A 16099-nucleotide genomic window follows, 5' to 3' on the forward strand; every position below is an offset into this window, starting at 1 on the left:
GTCCGGCAGAAGCCCGACAGATGCCCGCTACAGGTATCCCGTCTGGTTCACCAGCCGCACCGACGACGCGCCATCGGGGTAGAACTCGGCGATGCTCAACGACGCCAGGTCAAGGTGCAGCCGGTACAGGATGCCCGGGCCGGCGTCCAAGGCCATGCGCAGCAGCATCTTGATCGGCGTGACGTGGGAAACCACCAGCACCGTCTCGCCCGGGTACCTCGTGATAACCCGATCGCGCGCTCGGCGCACGCGCTGGTGTACCGAGTCGAAACTTTCGCCGCCCGGCGGCGTCGCGCTGGTGTCTTGCAGCCATCGCCGATGCAGTTCGGGATCGCGCGCGGCCGCCTCGGCGAACGTCAGACCTTCCCAAGCACCGAAATCCGTTTCGATGAAATCCTCGTCAACGGTCAAGTCCACGCCCAGCGCTCTAGCCGCCGTCGTCGCGGTGTCGCAGGCGCGCTGCAGCGGTGACGAGATGACCGTCGCTATGCCCCCGCGCTGCGCCAGATATCTGGCCGCCAAACCCGCTTGGCGCCAACCGACTTCGTTCAATGCCGGGTCGCCACGCCCGGAATAACGACGCTGCGCCGACAACTCCGTCTGCCCGTGGCGTAACAACAGCAGCCGAGTGGGCGTGCCGCGCGCGCCGGTCCAGCCGGGGCTCGACGTACCTTCCGACGGCGGCGCCTTGACCGATTCGCCGACCGAACCGACCGAACCAGCCGTCCCGACCGTTCCGGTTGTTCCGATCGAGCCGACCGGATCGGACGCGCCGGCGGACCCGATCGGCCCCACCGGCACCACCGATGAGGCGCTGTTGTCGCCCCTGCGGTTGGCACGGTCCGCGGCGTCCATCGCCTCATTCGCCAGCCGATCGGCATGGGCATTGCGTTCCCGCGGCACCCACGAGTAGGTGATACGGCGGAACTGGGATGCCAGCGCTTGCGCCTGGGCGTGCAGTTCCACCAGGTCGGGGTGCTTGACCTTCCAGCGCCCCGACATCTGCTCCACCACCAGCTTGGAGTCCATCAAAACCGTGGCTTCGGTGGCGCCCATTTTCACCGCGTCGTCCAAACCGGCTATCAGCCCCCGGTATTCGGCGACGTTGTTGGTCGCCCGGCCGATGGCGCCCTTGCTCTCCGCCAGGACGGTCGACCTGTCCGCAGTCAAGACCACCGCCCCGTAGCCCGCCGGCCCGGGGTTGCCCCTCGAGCCGCCGTCGGCTTCGATGACTACCTTCATTGGTCGAAGCCCTTGACCCGCAACAAGATCGCGCTGCATTCGGGGCAGCGCACCACCTCGTCCTCGGCGGCCGCCGAGATGCGGGCCAACTCACCTTTACCGATCTCGATGCGGCACGCCCCGCATCGATGCCCAAGCAGCTGGCCGGCGCCGGGCCCGCCCCGGGCACGCTGACGTTCATACGCGGCGGCCAGTTCGGGATTCAATGACGCGGCCAGCGCATCACGTCGCGCGGAAAACTCACTTCGGGCCTGCTCGATCTCGAGCAGTGCGGCGTCGAGCGCCTGTTGCGCATCGGCCAGGTCGCCCTGCAAAGCCTCGATCGCCCTCGCCTCGACACTCTCCTGCGCCTGTAGTTCCTCGCGGCGTTCCATCACCTCCAGCAGCGAATCTTCCAGGCTGGCCTGGCGCCGCTGCAGCGTCTCCAATTCGTGCTGCAGATCGCCCTGCTGCTTGGCATCCGTGGCTCCGGACGCGAGCAGCGCCCGATCGCGGTCTTCGCGCTGGCGCACGGCGTCGATCTCCGACTCGAAACGTCGCACCTCGGCGTCCAGATCCTCCACCGCGATGCGCACCGCAGCTAGTCGGTCGCTGGCCGCGGCGTGCTCGGCCTGCACCTTGTCGCAGGCCTCGCGCTGCGGCAAATGCTTTGTGCGATGGGCGATCCGGGACAGCTCAGCATCCAACTTCGCCAACTCCAGTAGCGAACGCTGCTGTGCCACTTCGGCTTTCATAACTGATCGCTCCCCGCCATCTTTTCCAGTCCGGTCCTCACGTTCCATGGGTCGGTGCGGATGGTCGACACCCGCACCGTCAGCGCCGAGCCGAACCGGGCCGCAAGCACGCCTGCCGCCTGCTCACACCACGGAAATTCGCTCGCCCAATGCGCGACGTCGATCAACGCTACTTGCGATGCCCGCCGATGCTCGTCGGCAGGATGATGCCGCAGGTCCGCCGTGACGTAGGCCTGCACGTCCGCCGCGGCCACAGTGCGCAGCAGGGAATCCCCCGCTCCCCCGCACACCGCTACCCGAGAGACCGGCAGGTCCGGATCCCCGGCCGCGCGCACCCCCCAGGAGGTCTGCGGCAGTGCGGCTTCGACACGAGAGACGAAGGCGTGTAGCGGCTCCGGCTGTGGCAGTGTCGCGATGCGGCCCAACCCGGCGTCGCTCGGCGGCGCGACCAGCGCGAAAATGTCGAAGGCCGGCTCTTCATACGGGTGAGCGGCACGCATCGCCGCCAACACCGCACCACGCGCGCGTGCGGGTGCAACCACCTCGACCCGGTCCTCGGGGACGTGCTCGACGGCGCCAACGCTGCCGATGGCCGGCGACGCCCCCTCATGCGGCAGGAACTGCCCGGTGCCCGAGACGCTCCAGCTGCAGTGCGAGTAGTCGCCAATATGTCCGGCACCGGCCTCGAAGACCGCCTCCCGCACCGCTTCTGCATTCTCTGTCGGCACGTAGATGACCCACTTGTCCACGTTGGCCGCCGGCGGCGCCGGCTCGAGCACCGCCTCAACGGTCAAACCCAACGCGTTCGCCAGGGCGTCAGACACCCCGGGCGATGCCGAGTCTGCATTGGTGTGCGCGGTGAAGAGCGAACGCCCGCTCCGGATCAGGCGGTGCACCAGCGCACCCTTTGGCGTACTGGCCGCGACCGTATCGACGCCGCGCAGCAGCAAGGGATGATGGGCCAGCAACAGGCCGCCATCGGGTACTTCGTCGACGACCTCGGCCGTCGCGTCCACCGCGATCGTCACCGAAGACAGAACATCGTCTGGATCACCGCAGACCAGACCCACCGAATCCCACGATTCGGCCAGCCGCGGCGGGTAGGCCTCGTCCAGTACGTCGATGACGTCGCGCAACCGCACGGTCACGACAACACCTCCGCGATCGTCTCCGTCAGCAGCGGCCACTCCTCGCGCACCGCCGCGCGCAGATACCCTTCGCCCAGACCGATGAACGTGTCGCAGCGTCGTACCGCAATGTCCTTGTACTGTAGCCGTTTTCGAATCAAATCGGCATCCCGCACGCGGAACAGGACGAATGGCGCCCGACCGTCGACCACCGTGGCGCCCACCGATTCCAGGCCCGCCACCATCTCCGCGCGCAGCGCCGTCAACCGCGCGGCATCGGTTGTCGCCTCGGCAACGGCCTGCGGTGCGCAACACGCCGCGATGGCGGTCAGCTGCAGCGTGCCCACCGGCCAGTGCGCGCGCTGCGCAGTCAACTGGGCGAGTATGTCGGGGGCACCCAAGGCGTAGCCCACCCGCAACCCGGCCAGCGCCCACGTCTTGGTCAGACTGCGCAGCACCAGCACGTCGGGCAGCGATCCGTCGGCGAGGGACTCGGGTTCGCCAGGTATCGAGTCGGCAAACGCCTCGTCGACCACCAGAATGCGGCCGGGCCGGCGCAACGCCAGCACCTCGGCGCGCGTGTGCAGCACCGAGGTCGGGTTGGTCGGATTGCCGACGACGACGAGGTCCGCGTCGTCGGGCACCTGCGCGGACTCCAGCCGGAACGGCGGCGCCAAGACGACGTGGTGCACCGGAATTCCCGCAGCTGCCAAAGCCACGGCCGGCTCGGTGAACGAGGGCGCGATGACGGCGGCCCGCACCGGCCGCAAATTGCTCAACAGCGCGAAACCCTCCGCGGCACCCGCCAGCGGCAACACTTCGTCGCGCGATCGTTGATGACGGGCGGCGACCACGTCCTGCGCGAGCTGAACGTCCGCAAGGCTCGGGTAGCTGGCCAGGTCGTGCAGACGCTCGGCGAGCCGCGCTACGAGCCATGACGGCGGCTGCCGATGACGCACATTGACAGCGAAATCGAGCATGCCAGGGGCGACGGCCTGGTCGCCGTGATAGCGGGCCGCCGAAAGCGGGCTCAAGTCGAGACTCGCCATCCGTCGAACACTATCGCGCCGCCGGATGCGACGGGTATTCGGAGCGCCGCCAACCCGTGCCGTCCGCCTCGGTACGCGCAGCGCCAGTGCCTGCCGGTTTGTCGGGCTCCGTCATCACCGACAATGGAAGCGTGACAGGCTCTATCCCGGCCGAAGCCGCCGCCGAGACCATCCCGGGCGACGCAGGCAAACCACAGCTGGTGATCTTCGACCTCGACGGCACTCTCACCGATTCCGCCGAGGGGATCGTCGCCAGCTTCTTGCATGCCCTCGACCACGTGGGCGCCGACGTACCCGACGGCGATCTGGTGGCCCAGATCGTCGGCCCGCCCATGGACGAGACATTCCGATCGCTGGACCTCGACGGCCGCGCCGACGAGGCGTTCGCAGCCTTCCGCGCCGAGTACGGCAGCCGCGGTTGGGCCATGAACAGCCTGTTCGACGGGATCGAGCCGCTGCTGGCCGATCTGCGGGACGCCGGTGTCCGCTTGGCGGTCGCCACGTCCAAGTTGGAGCCGACCGCCCGGCGCATCCTCGCCCACTTCGGCCTGGACCACCATTTCGAGGTCATCGCCGGCGCCTGCCCGGACGGCACGCGCCGCAGCAAGACCGAGGTGCTGGCGCACGCCCTCGAGCAGCTACAACCCATTCCCGAGCGGGTGCTGATGGTCGGCGACCGGAGCCACGACGTCCATGGGGCGGCCGCACACGGCATCGACACCGTGGTGGTCGGTTGGGGCTACGGGCGGGCTGACTTCGCCGACCCTGACACGGGCGATGCCGCACCTGCCGTCGGCGTGACGCATGCAGCGACGATCCAAGAACTGCGGAGGGCGCTAGGTGTCTGAGCGGGCCGAGTTGCATGTCACGTTCGTCTGCACCGGGAACATCTGCCGTTCGCCGATGGCCGAGAAGATGTTCGCCCACCAGCTGAAACAGCGCGGCCTGGCGGACAAGGTGCGGGTGACCAGCGCAGGCACCGGCAATTGGCACGTCGGCAGTTGCGCGGACGAACGGGCGAACCGCGTCTTGCGCGCGCACGGCTACCCCACCGAGCATTGCGCGGCGCAGGTCAACGACGACCACCTGGCGGCCGACTTGGTGATCGCTTTAGGGCGAAACCACCTGCGGATGCTGCGACAGCTCGGCGTGGACGACGACCGGGTTCGGATGCTGCGGTCGTTCGATCCGCGGTCCGGGGCGCACGCGCTCGACGTCGATGACCCGTACTACGGCGCCCCGGAGGACTTCGAGGCGGTCTTTGAGGTCATCGAAGCCGCCTTGCCCGGCCTGCACGACTGGGTCGACGAGCAACTGGCGCGGAACGGCTACACCTAATGCTTCGCTTCTTGCGACGCTTGTCTTTCTTGCTCCGACCCGGGTGGCTGGCGCTGATCCTGGTGATCGTCGCGTTCACCTACCTGTGTTTCATGGTGCTCGCGCCGTGGCAGCTGGGGAAGAACACCAAGACATCTCGGGCAAACAGCCAGATTCAGCAATCCATTTCCACTCCACCTGTGCCGTTGAAAGAGCTGCTGCCGCAGCAGGATTCGTCCTCGCCCGACGCGCAGTGGCGGCGGGTGACGGCGACCGGACACTACCTGGCCGACGTCCAGGTGCTCGCCCGACTGCGTGTCGTGGAGGGTGAGCAGGCGTTCGAAGTGCTGGCACCGTTCGTTGTGGACGGCGGGCCGACCGTCCTGGTCAACCGTGGCTACGTGCGGCCGGAGGCGGGCTCGCACGTGCCGCAGTTCCCCCGGCCGCCAGAGCAGACCGTCACCATCACCGCGCGCCTGCGCGACTCCGAGCCGACGCTGCCGGACAGGGAGCCGTTCACCAGGGACGGTTTCCAGCAGGTGTATTCGATCAGCACCGAGCAAGTGTCGAAGCTGACGGGAGTGCCCCTTGCCGGGTCCTACTTGCAACTGGTCGAAGACCAGCCGGGTGGACTGGGCGTGATCGGCCTACCGCACCTGGATCCCGGACCGTTCTTGTCCTACGGCATCCAGTGGATCTCGTTCGGCATCTTGGCGCCGATCGGTCTGGCGTATTTCACCTACGCCGAGATTCGTGCGCGACGACGCGAAAAGCAGCAAGCGGCGGCAAGGGAAGATTCAGCAGAGCCGACAGCGCCGGTGACGGTTGAGGACAAACTCGCCGATCGTTACGGCCGACGGCGATAGCCCGACAGCCCCACCAGCAGAGCGGCCGCGGCCTGTACCACCCGCGACAACCGCACGGCGCGACGCAGGTCGGCCACCGCCGGTGGGCGGCCATCGCCCAGGGTAGGGCGAATCTGCAGTTCATGGCGGTATTGGGTGGGGCCGCCAAGTCGCACACCGAGCGCACCGGCGAACGCCGCCTCGACCACACCCGCGTTGGGGCTGGGATGCCGCGAGGCATCCCGTGCCCAGGCCCGCACCGCACCCGACGGCGATCCACCGACGACGGGCGCGCACAGCACCACCAACGCCGCCGTAGCCCGCGCGCCGACGTAGTTGGCCAGGTCATCCAAGCGCGCCGCGGCCCATCCGAAGCGCAGATAGCGGGGGGAACGATGGCCGATCATCGCGTCCAGCGTGTTGACGGCGCGGTAACCCAGCACGGTCGGAACGCCGCCGACGGCCGCCCACAGCAGCGGAGCAACCTGTGCGTCGGAAGTGTTTTCCGCTATCGATTCCAGTGCCGCACGGGTCAGGCCCGCCGCGTCCAGCGTTTCCGGATTCCGACCGCACAGTGACGGCAGCAGCCGCCGGGCGGCCTCGAGATCCCCGCGCTCCAGCAGGTCAGACATCTGCAGGCCGGTGCGCGCCAGTGTGGTCCCACCCAGGCACACCCAGGTCGCCGCACCCGTGACCGGCACCGACCAGCGCGAGCCCGCGCCTAGTTGCGCGGCCGCCCCCAGCCCGGTGACCGCGCCGACCAGCAAACCGACATACAGAGCGCCGGCGACGCGACTGTCGCGATAGCTGATTTGTTCGAATCTTGCGGCCGCCTGGCCGAACAACGCGACCGGATGACCTCGTTTCGGATCACCGAGCGCCAAATCGGCCAGATAACCGGCCAGAACGCCGACGAACCGGGCTTGCGACGCCAACACTCGGGCAGCGTCTCACATCCGCGGATCGGTCAGATCAGGTGACGAACAGAATGAAGAGCACGATGACTACGATCGCCTGAGCCGTCACGAGGCACCACCACCCGATCTGGGCGCGGTCGAACGACAGCGCCTCCGATGGGAGGTCGTCCACCAGCGGACGAGCGTCGCCAGGCGACGAATCAATAAGCATGCATCGAAGGTAACCGGTTTCTAGCCGTTCTAATCACTCGGACCGGTGTGATCTCTTCGCAGCGGTCCCGTTTACGTGATGTACTCGACCCCATGGAGCAGGATCCGCAATGAAGCGACCCGCGACCAGGGTTGCCGACCTTTTGAACCCGGCGGCGGCGTTGTTACCGGCCGCGAACGTCATCATGCAGTTGTCGCTACCGGGCGTCGGCTACGGCGTCCTGGAAAGCCCGGTGGACAGCGGCAATGTCTACAAACACCCGTTCAAACGGGCTCGTACGACCGGTACCTACCTGGCGGTGGCGACCATCGGGACCGAGGCCGACCGCAAGCTCATGCGTGCCGCCGTCGATGTGGCACACCGGCAGGTCCGGTCGACGACGAAGAGCCCGGTTTCCTATAACGCGTTCGACCCCAAGCTGCAGCTCTGGGTAGCCGCGTGCCTGTACCGCTACTACATCGACCAACACGAGTTCCTGCACGGACCGCTCGACGACGCCACCGCGGATGCCGTCTACCGCGACGCCAAGCGGTTGGGGACCACGCTGCAGGTGCCCGAGCGGCTGTGGCCGCCGGACCGGGTCGCATTCGACGAGTACTGGAAGCGCACGCTGGACGAATTGCACATCGATCCGCCGGTGCGCGAGCACCTGTACGGCGTGGCCTCGGTGGCGTTCCTGCCGCTACCACTGCGCGTCCTGGCGGGCCGCTTCAATTTGTTTGCGACGACGGGATTTTTGGCGCCCGAGTTCCGAGCGCTGATGAAGCTGGACTGGACCGAGGCCCAGCAACGCCGGTTCGAATGGCTGCTGTCCGCGTTGCGGGTGGCCGACCGGTTACTGCCCAACCAAGTTTGGGTCTTCGGCTACCAGCTTTACCTGTGGGACATGCGGTTCCGCGCCAAGCGGGGGCGCAGGATCGTCTAGCCCGCGCCTTTTCGCCTGGCCGCCGAGTCGCCTGGCCGGCGACTGTATGGCCTGTGGCCCCGAAAATGGCACCGCCGGTGCTTTAGCCCCACGCTCGGCGACGTCTCCGACCTTCACAACTCACAACCCCACCGCCGAGCGTGTCGCCGGTGGCCCCAACAAGGCACCGCCGGGCAAATACGCCACACACTCGACGTCGGCGTCCACACTCAAGCGGGCGGCACGGCACGCGCCGCCCAGGTGAAACTCCGCATTTCGGGCAGCCGCTCGCACAGCTGGTCGGCAACCAGCCGGCCAATCCGTTCGGCGTCAGCGACCGTGGTGTCGGAAGCGACCCAACCCTCCACCTCTACTCGGAGTGTGCGCCCGGTCCACCGGGCCCGCGCATGTGCGTGCACGACACCCTCCGTCTCGGCGGCCACCGCTTCCGCGGTCTCAACAACCTCGGGATCAACCCCGTCCAGCAACCGATGTCCGATGTCAGAGGTCACCTCCCACCCGACGTGGCAGATGAATCCCGTCACCACGATGCCGGCCACGCCGTCGGCCCACTCCCAACCGGCGGCCACCGCACACAGTCCGACCAAGGCACCGGCCGACGAGAGGGCATCGAGCCAAGAGTGCTTGGCGTCGGCAATCAGCGTGGATGACTGGATGCGGCGTCCGACCACCAGCTTGTAGCGCGCGACCAGTTGGTTGCCGACGATGCCCAGGGCCGCCGCCGCGATACCCCAACCCACGTGGTCAGTGGGGCTGTGGCGCACCAACTTCTCCACGCTCTCCCAGCCCGCGAACACGGCACTAACCCAGATCACCAGCGCCACACCGATTCCGGCGAGGTCTTCGGTGCGTTCCCGGCCGTACGGGTAGCGCGGACTCGCCAAACCGCGCGATCCCCAAAAGCCGACGAACACGACGACGCTGGTGGTGACGTCGGCCAGGTTGTGCAGCGCGTCGCCGAGCAGCGCCGCGGAACCCGAGACCAGGGCGACCGCGAGCTCGAGCACGCCCGTCAGTGCCAACCCGAGCGCGCCAATGACCACCGCGCGGTTGGCCCGTCGTCGCTCGTCGCGATCATCGATCGCATTCGGCAGCGGGAAGCTAATCGCCGGATCGCGTACACCGCTCTTGATGTGCATGCCGTAAGCGTGGCACGGCGGGGCCCAGCTGTCGCGATGCCTCGCGGAATTGAGTGTCGCCGAACGCGGTTGCTGTACTCATGACCTTTCCCGCTCTCAACCATGTGGCGGTCACGGTGCGTGACCTTGAGATCAGTGGTCCCTGGTACCGCGAGCTTCTCGGTGCCGACCCAGTAGTCGACGAACGCACCGCCGCCGGCTTCCGGCATCTCGTGTGGCTACTGGGTAGCCGAACCGTCTTCGGCATCCACCAACATGACCGCCAGGCGCCGGACGAGAAATTCAGCGAGTTCCGGGTTGGCCTGGATCACGTCGGCTTCGGCTGCGCCAACCGCGCCGAACTGGAGCAGTGGGAGGCCCGGCTCGATGACCTGGGCATCGAGCATGGCGGGATCGTGGACGCGCCCTATGGCTCGGGGTTGAGCTTCCGCGACCCCGACGGCATCGCGTTGGAGTTCTTCGCCCTGCCGGGCTGAAAGCTCAGCGCACGGTGGCGAAGAACGCGCGGACGTCCTCGACGAACAGTTCCGGCTGTTCGAGCGCGGCGAAGTGCCCACCGCGCGGCATGGTCGTCCAGTGGGTGATGTTGTAGACGGGCTCACACCACGATCGCGGGGCGCGCAGCAGCTCCTTCGGGAAAGCCGCTACGCCCGTGGGCAATTCGACGCGGAACGACTCCCCCCAGACGCGGAAGCTCTCCCAGTAGAGTCGTGCCGAGGAGGCCGCGGTGGCGGTGACCCAGTACAGCATCACGTTGTCGAGCAGTTCGTCACGGCTGACCGCGTTCTCGGGATGCCCGTCGCAGTCGGTCCAGGCCCAGAACTTCTCGACGATCCACGCCAGTTGCCCCACAGGCGAATCCGTCAGCCCATAACCGACCGTCTGTGGTCGGGTCGACTGTTGCTTGGAATAACCGGTGCCCCACTTGCGGTGGTGGTCCAGCGCCGCCAACGCCGCCTTTTCTTCCTCGGTCGGGTTCTTGAACGTCTCGGCCGTCGGCCGGCCCATCGGCATGTTCAAATGGATTGCCGCGCAGTGCCCCTCGTTACGGCCGAGCTGGGTCGTCACCGCGGCTCCCCAGTCGCCGCCCTGGGCGCCGTAGCGGTCGTAGCCTAGCCGCAGCATCAGCGTCTCCCAGGCCTCCGCGATCTTCTCGATGCCCCAGCCCGTCCGGGTGGGCTTGCCGGAGAATCCGTAGCCGGGCAGCGACGGGCAGACGACATGGAAGGCGTCTTCGGCGCGACCGCCGTAAGCGGTGGGGTTGGTGAGCGGCTCGATCACCTTGTGGAACTCCACGATCGAACCGGGCCAGCCATGCGTGATCACCAGCGGGAAGGCATCCTCGTGCGGAGAGCGCTGATGGATCAGGTGGATGTCCAACCCGTCGATCTCGGTGACGAACTGGTCGAAGCGGTTCAGCGCGGCCTCGCGCGACCGCCAGTCGTAGTCGCCGGCCCAATACGCGGCCAGATCACGGGTGTACGCGAGCGGGATGCCCTGGCTCCAGTCGTCCACACATTCGGCTTCCGGCCAGCGGGTGCGCCCAAGCCGAGCTTTCAGGTCATCGAGAACGTCGTCGGGTACGTCGATGCGAAACGGTTCCACCCGCGGGCCTACTTCTGCGTCGATTCGCGAATCAGCACGCCCACGACCTTGCCATAACCACCTAAAACCCGTCCACGAATGGGCGATTCCGGCCCGGCGCCTACGGCCGCACCAGCAGGAAATCGGCGCAACGTTCGCCGATCATGATCGCGGGGGCATTGGTGTTGGCACGGGGAATCTGTGGCAGCGCCGACGTATCCGCGACGCGCAAGTTCTCCACGCCGCGCACCCGCAGTTGCTCATCGAGCGGACTGTCGGGTTGGCTGCCCATCGCGACGCTGCACGCCGGGTGGGCGGTCGTGATCGCGGTGCTTCTGATGGACGCCTCGACGTCGGCTCCGGGCCCAGGCAGTACCTCACGATCGACGGCGGACGCGAGCGGTTCGGTGCCGATGATCTCCCGCGACCGTTGCACAGCCCGGATCATCGCGTCGATGTCCTGACGTTCGGAGAACATGTTCAGCCGGATCGCCGGCGGGACCGCGGGATCCGACGAACGGATCAGGACGCTGCCGCGGCTCTTCGGTGTCCAGTACGAGTGGATGACGGTCAACGCGGGCTCAAACTTTCCCGATTGGGACTCGGCAAGGGCGTCGCCGGGAGAGAAGGCCAGTTGGAAGTCGCAGGCCGGTAGGTCGGGCGCCGACCGGACATGGGCTACAGCTTCGATGCCGTTACTGGTGAGCTTGCCGCGGCGCTGTAACAGCCACTGCAGCAGCCACTTTGGGTTGGCGGCGTCCGCGAGTCCGACGAAGCCGGGCGCCAGCCGCCAGATGCCGAACGCATTGGGATGGTCGGCCAACCCCTGGCCCACGTTGGGACTGTCGACAATCGGGGTGATCCCCAGTCCACGAAGATGATCCGCCGGGCCGATGCCGGACAGCTGGAGAAGTTGCGGCGTGCCGAACGCGCCGGCGCTCACGACGACTTCCCGGTCGGCAAGAGCCTGTTGCAGACGACCCCCGCGACGGTATTCGACGCCGACGGCGCGACCGTTGCGAACGATGATCCGGTTGACCATGGCTTTGGTGACGACGGTCAGATTCTTCTGGTTCCGCAGGTAGCCACGCGCGGTTGTCCAGCGCTGACCGTTGTGGATGGTGACGGGGCTGATGGCCGCGCCGTCCAGATCGGGGCCGCTGACGTCGTCGGTCGCGGCGACCCCGGCCGCACGTGCCGCGGCGACGAAGCGCCGGGACACCTCGTCGGGTTCGGTCACGCGGGTGATGCGCATGGGCCCCTGCTCGATTCGCTTGAAGACCGGCGCCACGTCGTCCCATGCCCAGCCCGGCAACTGCCAGCCGTCGTAGTCGAGGGCGCTCCCCCGCACCCATACCATCGCGTTCATCGCGCTGGTCCCGCCCAGTACGCGCCCGCGCGGCTGCGGGATCTGACGGTGGTCGCAGCCCGGTTCGGCCTCGGTTTGGTAGGCCCAGTCCAGCGAGGTCCCGAGCTGGCGCGGGAACGCCAGCGGCGCGCGCACCGTCAGCCGCCGATCCGAACCACCGGCTTCGATCAGCGCCACGCGGGCCGAGGACTCGCTGGCCAGGCGTCCTGCGACCGCACACCCGGCAGAGCCGGCACCGACCACCACGAAGTCGTACGAAGTCATCAAGCCCCGATCTCTACGCATCCCCAGCGGCAACTATTGGCATTTTCGCTGATGCTTGGCATCGGCAAAGCGCCGCATGCTGGCTAGCATGAGCAAAACGAGCTGGAGCGACGTAACCATGAGCGAGCTTCCGACCGGAACCGTCACGTTGCTGCTGGCCGACGTCGAGGGCTCGACGCGGTTGTGGTCGACCCAGCCCGAAGCCATGAAAGCCGCTGTCGCGCGGCTAGATGCCGTGTTGTCCGACGCCGTCGCCGCCCACCACGGTGTCCGTCCGGTGGAACAGGGCGAGGGCGACAGCTTCGTCGTCGCTTTCACGCGCGCCGCCGACGCGGTGGCCTGCGCGCTCGACTTGCAGCTCGCCGCCCTGGCGCCGATCAAGTTGCGAATCGGTCTGCACACCGGCGACATTCAGCTCCGCGATGAAGGCAACTACATCGGTCCGACGATCAACCGCGCGGCGCGCCTGCGCGATCTGGCGCACGGCGGCCAGACGGTGCTCTCCGGAGCCACCGAACCCCTTGTCGTCGAACAACTTCCGGCCGGTGCAACCCTGCTGGACCTGGGCGTGCAGCCGCTGCGCGATCTGCCCCGGCCCGAACGGGTGACTCAGCTGTGCCATCCGGATTTGCACAACGACTTTCCCCCGCTGCGCACCGCTAATATCGTTGCGGCCGAACGAGTTCCGATGCAGTTGACCAGCTTCATCGGGCGCCAGACGGAGATGAAAGGCATCCGCGACGCGCTGGCCGACAACCGGCTCGTCACCCTGACCGGGGCCGGGGGTGCGGGCAAGACGCGACTGGCCGTGCAGGTCGCCGCCCAGGTGGCCACGGAATTCGTCGACGGTGTCTGGTACGTCGACCTGGCACCGATTACCGACCCCGGCGTTGTACCGCTCACGGCGGCGCGCGCTTTGGGGTTACCCGACCAAGCTGGCCCACCCACGACAGACGTGCTGGTGCGCTTTCTTCGCGATCGCGATGCGCTGGTGGTGTTCGACAACTGCGAGCACCTACTCGACGCCAGTGCCGAGGTGATCACCGAGTTGCTGCGCGCCTGCCCGCGTTTGACTCTGCTGACCACAAGCCGTGAGCCGATCGGGATAGCCGGCGAATTGAGTTGGCGGGTGCCGTCATTGTCGCTGGCCGACGAGGCGATCGAACTCTTCGCGGACCGCGCTCGTCGCACCAAGCCCGGATTCCGCATCACCGCCGAAAACGCCGACACCGTGACCGAAATCTGCCGCCGACTCGACGGCCTGCCGCTGGCCATCGAACTCGCCGCCGCGCGCGTTCGCGCCCTGTCCCCAGCCGAGATTCTGCGCAGCCTGCACGACACCTTCCGCCTACTGACCGGCGGAGCGCGTACGGCCGTGCGCCGGCAACAGACGCTGCGCGCTTCGGTGGACTGGTCACACGAACTGTTGAGCGAGCCCGAACAGTTGCTGTTCCGCCGCCTCGCGGTCTTCTACGGGGGCTTCGACCTGGACGCCGCCCAGGCCGTCGCGGGCGAGGGGGTAGAGCGGTACCAAGCGCTCGATCAGCTCATGCTGCTGGTCGACAAGTCGCTAGTGGTTGCCGAAGACACTGCGCACGGAACGCGTTACCGGTTGTTGGAAACGGTCCGTCAATACGCACAAGAGAAGTTGCACGAGTCCCGCGAAGGCAACGACGTCCGCAATCGCCATCGCGACCACTACACCGCGATGGCCGCTCTGCTCGACACACCGGCGGACACAGAACATCAACGTCGTATCGAACGAGCGGGAATCGAAATCGACAATCTGCGAGCGGCTTTCGCGTGGAGCCGGGAAAACTCGGATAACGAACTAGCGCTGGGATTGGCGTCGTCATTGCTCCCGCTTTGGCTTTCGCGTGGCCTGATGCAGGAAGGGCTTAATTGGCTCAACGCCGCGCTCGCCGACGTGGATGACGTGCCGTCGGCGGCGCGGGTGCGGGCCTCGGTGCACAAAGTCGTGTTGGAGTCTTTCCGGGGTGTGACCGTCGATCTCGACAACTCCGCGCAGATCCTGGCGGCCGCGCGTGAACTCGGAGATCCCGCGCTTGTGGCGCGGGCCCTTACCGCGTGTGCGTGTCGCGCCGCCGACGACCGGGATTTGTCCGTCGCGTACTTCACCGAGGCGGCAGACACTGCGCGGAACATCGACGACTCATGGTGGCTGGGACAGACACTTGCTTTGGAGGCGATATTTGCCCTGCTGTTCGGCGAACCCGTCGCGGGCCAGGCTGCCGCCGAGGAGGTTCTTCGACTCGCTGACGAGGTTGGCGACAAGTTCGTGTCCCGCCAGTGCCGTTACATCTTGGGCTGGGCCAAGATCTTGCGCGGCGAGATAACAACTGCGCTCACCGTGCTTCGTGAGGTCGAGGAGGAATGTATAGCGACGCGCGATGCCTTTTTCTCGATGCAGGCCATGGCTATTCAGGCGATCGCGCTCGCCTACCAGGGCAACATCGACGCCGCTCAAGCCGCCTCCGCCACAGCTTTCCAGCGCGTCACGGATCTTTTCGACACTTTCACCGGGATCGTCTACGCGGGTTCGGCTTACGTGCATCTGGCCGCAGGTGACGGAGCGGCCGCGTGGGAGGCCCATGAAACGGCGCGCAAGCTCACTGGGTTGGATCCGCAACTTGCGCCCATGTACACCTTTGCGGCATTGGCTCCATTGGCTGGCGGTAATCTCACCGCGGCGCGTTGTTGGGCCGATGAAGTGGTATCGGTGACCAAGGGTTGGAGCCTGGCCGCGTCCTTGACGACCCGGTCGCGCGTAGAGCTCGCTCAGGGCGAGATTGGCGCCGCCGAACGCGACGCCCACGAAGCGCTGGACTTGACGGCTCGCCTCAAGGGCTACCTACTCGTTCCCCTTGCCCTCGACTGTCTCGCCACCGTCGCGGCCGAATATGGCAACGATCAGTTGGCTGCGCGGCTTTTCGGTGCGGCAGACGCGGCGCGCCGCCAGATGGGCGTGGTGCGCTTCAAGGTACTCGATGCCGACGATGAAGCCCGGGTGACCGCATTGCGTGACACCTTGGGCGACAACGACTTCGACACGGCGTGGGCCGAGGGCGCGGCGCTGTCGATCGAGGAGGCAATCGCTTACGCGCAGCGCGGCCGCGGCGAACGCGCCCGGGCCAGCAGCGGTTGGGCATCGCTCACCCGCGCCGAGCTTGGACGTGGTCCGGCTGATCAGCGAGGGTCTGGCGAACAAGGACATTGCCGCGCGCCTGTTCGTCTCGCCCCGCACCGTCCAGGCCCATCTCACGCACATCTACACCAAACTCGGGCTGACCTCGCGGGTGCAGCTCGCGCAGGAAGCGTCGCGCCATGAGGCTTGTTAGGACTGCGCCGGAGCGGT

14 protein-coding genes and 1 pseudogene are annotated in these 16099 nt (G+C 67.2%); 6 read left to right on the forward strand and 9 right to left on the reverse strand.

Annotated features, from left to right (window positions below):
- Positions 1–27 precede the first annotated feature (27 nt).
- The 4 genes from G6N68_RS16280 to cobC are packed head-to-tail and all read right to left on the reverse strand — an operon-like array spanning position 28 to position 4152.
- Positions 28–1242 carry a bifunctional RNase H/acid phosphatase gene (locus tag G6N68_RS16280; protein ID WP_163714212.1) on the reverse strand — a complete coding sequence of 405 codons (1215 nt, stop codon included), beginning with the start codon at positions 1240–1242 and terminating at the stop codon, positions 28–30.
- Positions 1239–1976: a zinc ribbon domain-containing protein gene (locus G6N68_RS16285; RefSeq protein ID WP_163714214.1), complete on the reverse strand. Its 738-nt coding sequence runs from the start codon at positions 1974–1976 to the stop codon at positions 1239–1241. Before G6N68_RS16285 ends, G6N68_RS16280 begins: the two co-directional genes overlap by 4 nt.
- On the reverse strand, positions 1973–3124 hold the full coding sequence (locus G6N68_RS16290) for a Nif3-like dinuclear metal center hexameric protein (RefSeq protein WP_163714217.1): 1152 nt from the start codon (positions 3122–3124) through the stop codon (positions 1973–1975). Before G6N68_RS16290 ends, G6N68_RS16285 begins: the two co-directional genes overlap by 4 nt.
- Positions 3121–4152: an Rv2231c family histidinol phosphate aminotransferase CobC gene (gene cobC, locus G6N68_RS16295; RefSeq protein ID WP_163714218.1), complete on the reverse strand. Its 1032-nt coding sequence runs from the start codon at positions 4150–4152 to the stop codon at positions 3121–3123. The genes G6N68_RS16290 and cobC overlap by 4 nt, the downstream gene beginning before the upstream one ends.
- A gap of 200 nt (positions 4153–4352) precedes the next feature.
- Here cobC and G6N68_RS16300 point away from each other — a divergent pair, with 200 nt between their 5' ends.
- From G6N68_RS16300 to G6N68_RS16310, 3 genes are read left to right on the forward strand one after another with little or no spacing between them, the layout of a single operon-like run.
- A complete protein-coding gene (locus G6N68_RS16300; RefSeq protein WP_163718698.1) occupies positions 4353–5000 on the forward strand; it encodes an HAD-IA family hydrolase in 648 nt (215 codons plus the stop codon).
- Positions 4993–5490, forward strand: coding sequence for a low molecular weight protein-tyrosine-phosphatase (locus G6N68_RS16305; RefSeq protein ID WP_163714221.1), 498 nt, complete (start codon positions 4993–4995; stop codon positions 5488–5490). The genes G6N68_RS16300 and G6N68_RS16305 overlap by 8 nt, the downstream gene beginning before the upstream one ends.
- A gap of 11 nt (positions 5491–5501) precedes the next feature.
- Entirely contained in the window at positions 5502–6335 is an 834-nt protein-coding gene (locus G6N68_RS16310) for an SURF1 family cytochrome oxidase biogenesis protein (RefSeq protein ID WP_163714225.1), read from the forward strand.
- Here the strand turns inward: G6N68_RS16310 and G6N68_RS16315 are convergent.
- A complete protein-coding gene (locus G6N68_RS16315) occupies positions 6317–7252 on the reverse strand; it encodes a cobalamin biosynthesis protein (protein WP_163714227.1) in 936 nt (311 codons plus the stop codon). The two genes, G6N68_RS16310 and G6N68_RS16315, sit on opposite strands and share 19 nt — an antisense overlap.
- Before the next feature lie 34 nt (positions 7253–7286).
- The gene (locus tag G6N68_RS16320) at positions 7287–7442 is read right to left on the reverse strand and encodes a hypothetical protein (RefSeq protein ID WP_163714230.1); all 156 of its coding nucleotides are present in this window, start codon (positions 7440–7442) and stop codon (positions 7287–7289) included.
- A 109-nt stretch (positions 7443–7551) separates the two neighbouring features.
- On the opposite strand from G6N68_RS16320, the gene G6N68_RS16325 reads away from it, so the two are divergent.
- Positions 7552–8367, forward strand: coding sequence for an oxygenase MpaB family protein (locus G6N68_RS16325; RefSeq protein WP_163714233.1), 816 nt, complete (start codon positions 7552–7554; stop codon positions 8365–8367).
- Positions 8368–8576: 209 nt separating this feature from the next.
- Here G6N68_RS16325 and G6N68_RS16330 read toward each other — a convergent pair whose 3' ends face one another.
- Positions 8577–9506, reverse strand: a complete 930-nt coding sequence (locus G6N68_RS16330) for a cation diffusion facilitator family transporter (RefSeq protein ID WP_163714236.1) — start codon at positions 9504–9506, stop codon at positions 8577–8579.
- 80 nt (positions 9507–9586) lie between these two features.
- Between G6N68_RS16330 and G6N68_RS16335 the strand changes: the two genes are divergently transcribed.
- Complete coding sequence (locus tag G6N68_RS16335) at positions 9587–9982, forward strand: VOC family protein (protein WP_163714240.1); 396 nt, start codon at positions 9587–9589, stop codon at positions 9980–9982.
- 4 nt (positions 9983–9986) lie between these two features.
- Here G6N68_RS16335 and G6N68_RS16340 read toward each other — a convergent pair whose 3' ends face one another.
- Positions 9987–11111, reverse strand: a complete 1125-nt coding sequence (locus G6N68_RS16340; protein ID WP_163714243.1) for an epoxide hydrolase family protein — start codon at positions 11109–11111, stop codon at positions 9987–9989.
- A gap of 100 nt (positions 11112–11211) precedes the next feature.
- Positions 11212–12723 carry a GMC family oxidoreductase gene (locus G6N68_RS16345; RefSeq protein WP_163714246.1) on the reverse strand — a complete coding sequence of 504 codons (1512 nt, stop codon included), beginning with the start codon at positions 12721–12723 and terminating at the stop codon, positions 11212–11214.
- A 118-nt stretch (positions 12724–12841) separates the two neighbouring features.
- Between G6N68_RS16345 and G6N68_RS30175 the strand changes: the two are divergent.
- Positions 12842–16082: pseudogene (locus G6N68_RS30175) on the forward strand (LuxR C-terminal-related transcriptional regulator).
- The last annotated feature ends 17 nt before the right edge of the window (positions 16083–16099 follow it).

This window comes from Mycobacterium bourgelatii (assembly GCF_010723575.1).
Taxonomy (GTDB): Bacteria; Actinomycetota; Actinomycetes; order Mycobacteriales; family Mycobacteriaceae; genus Mycobacterium; species Mycobacterium bourgelatii.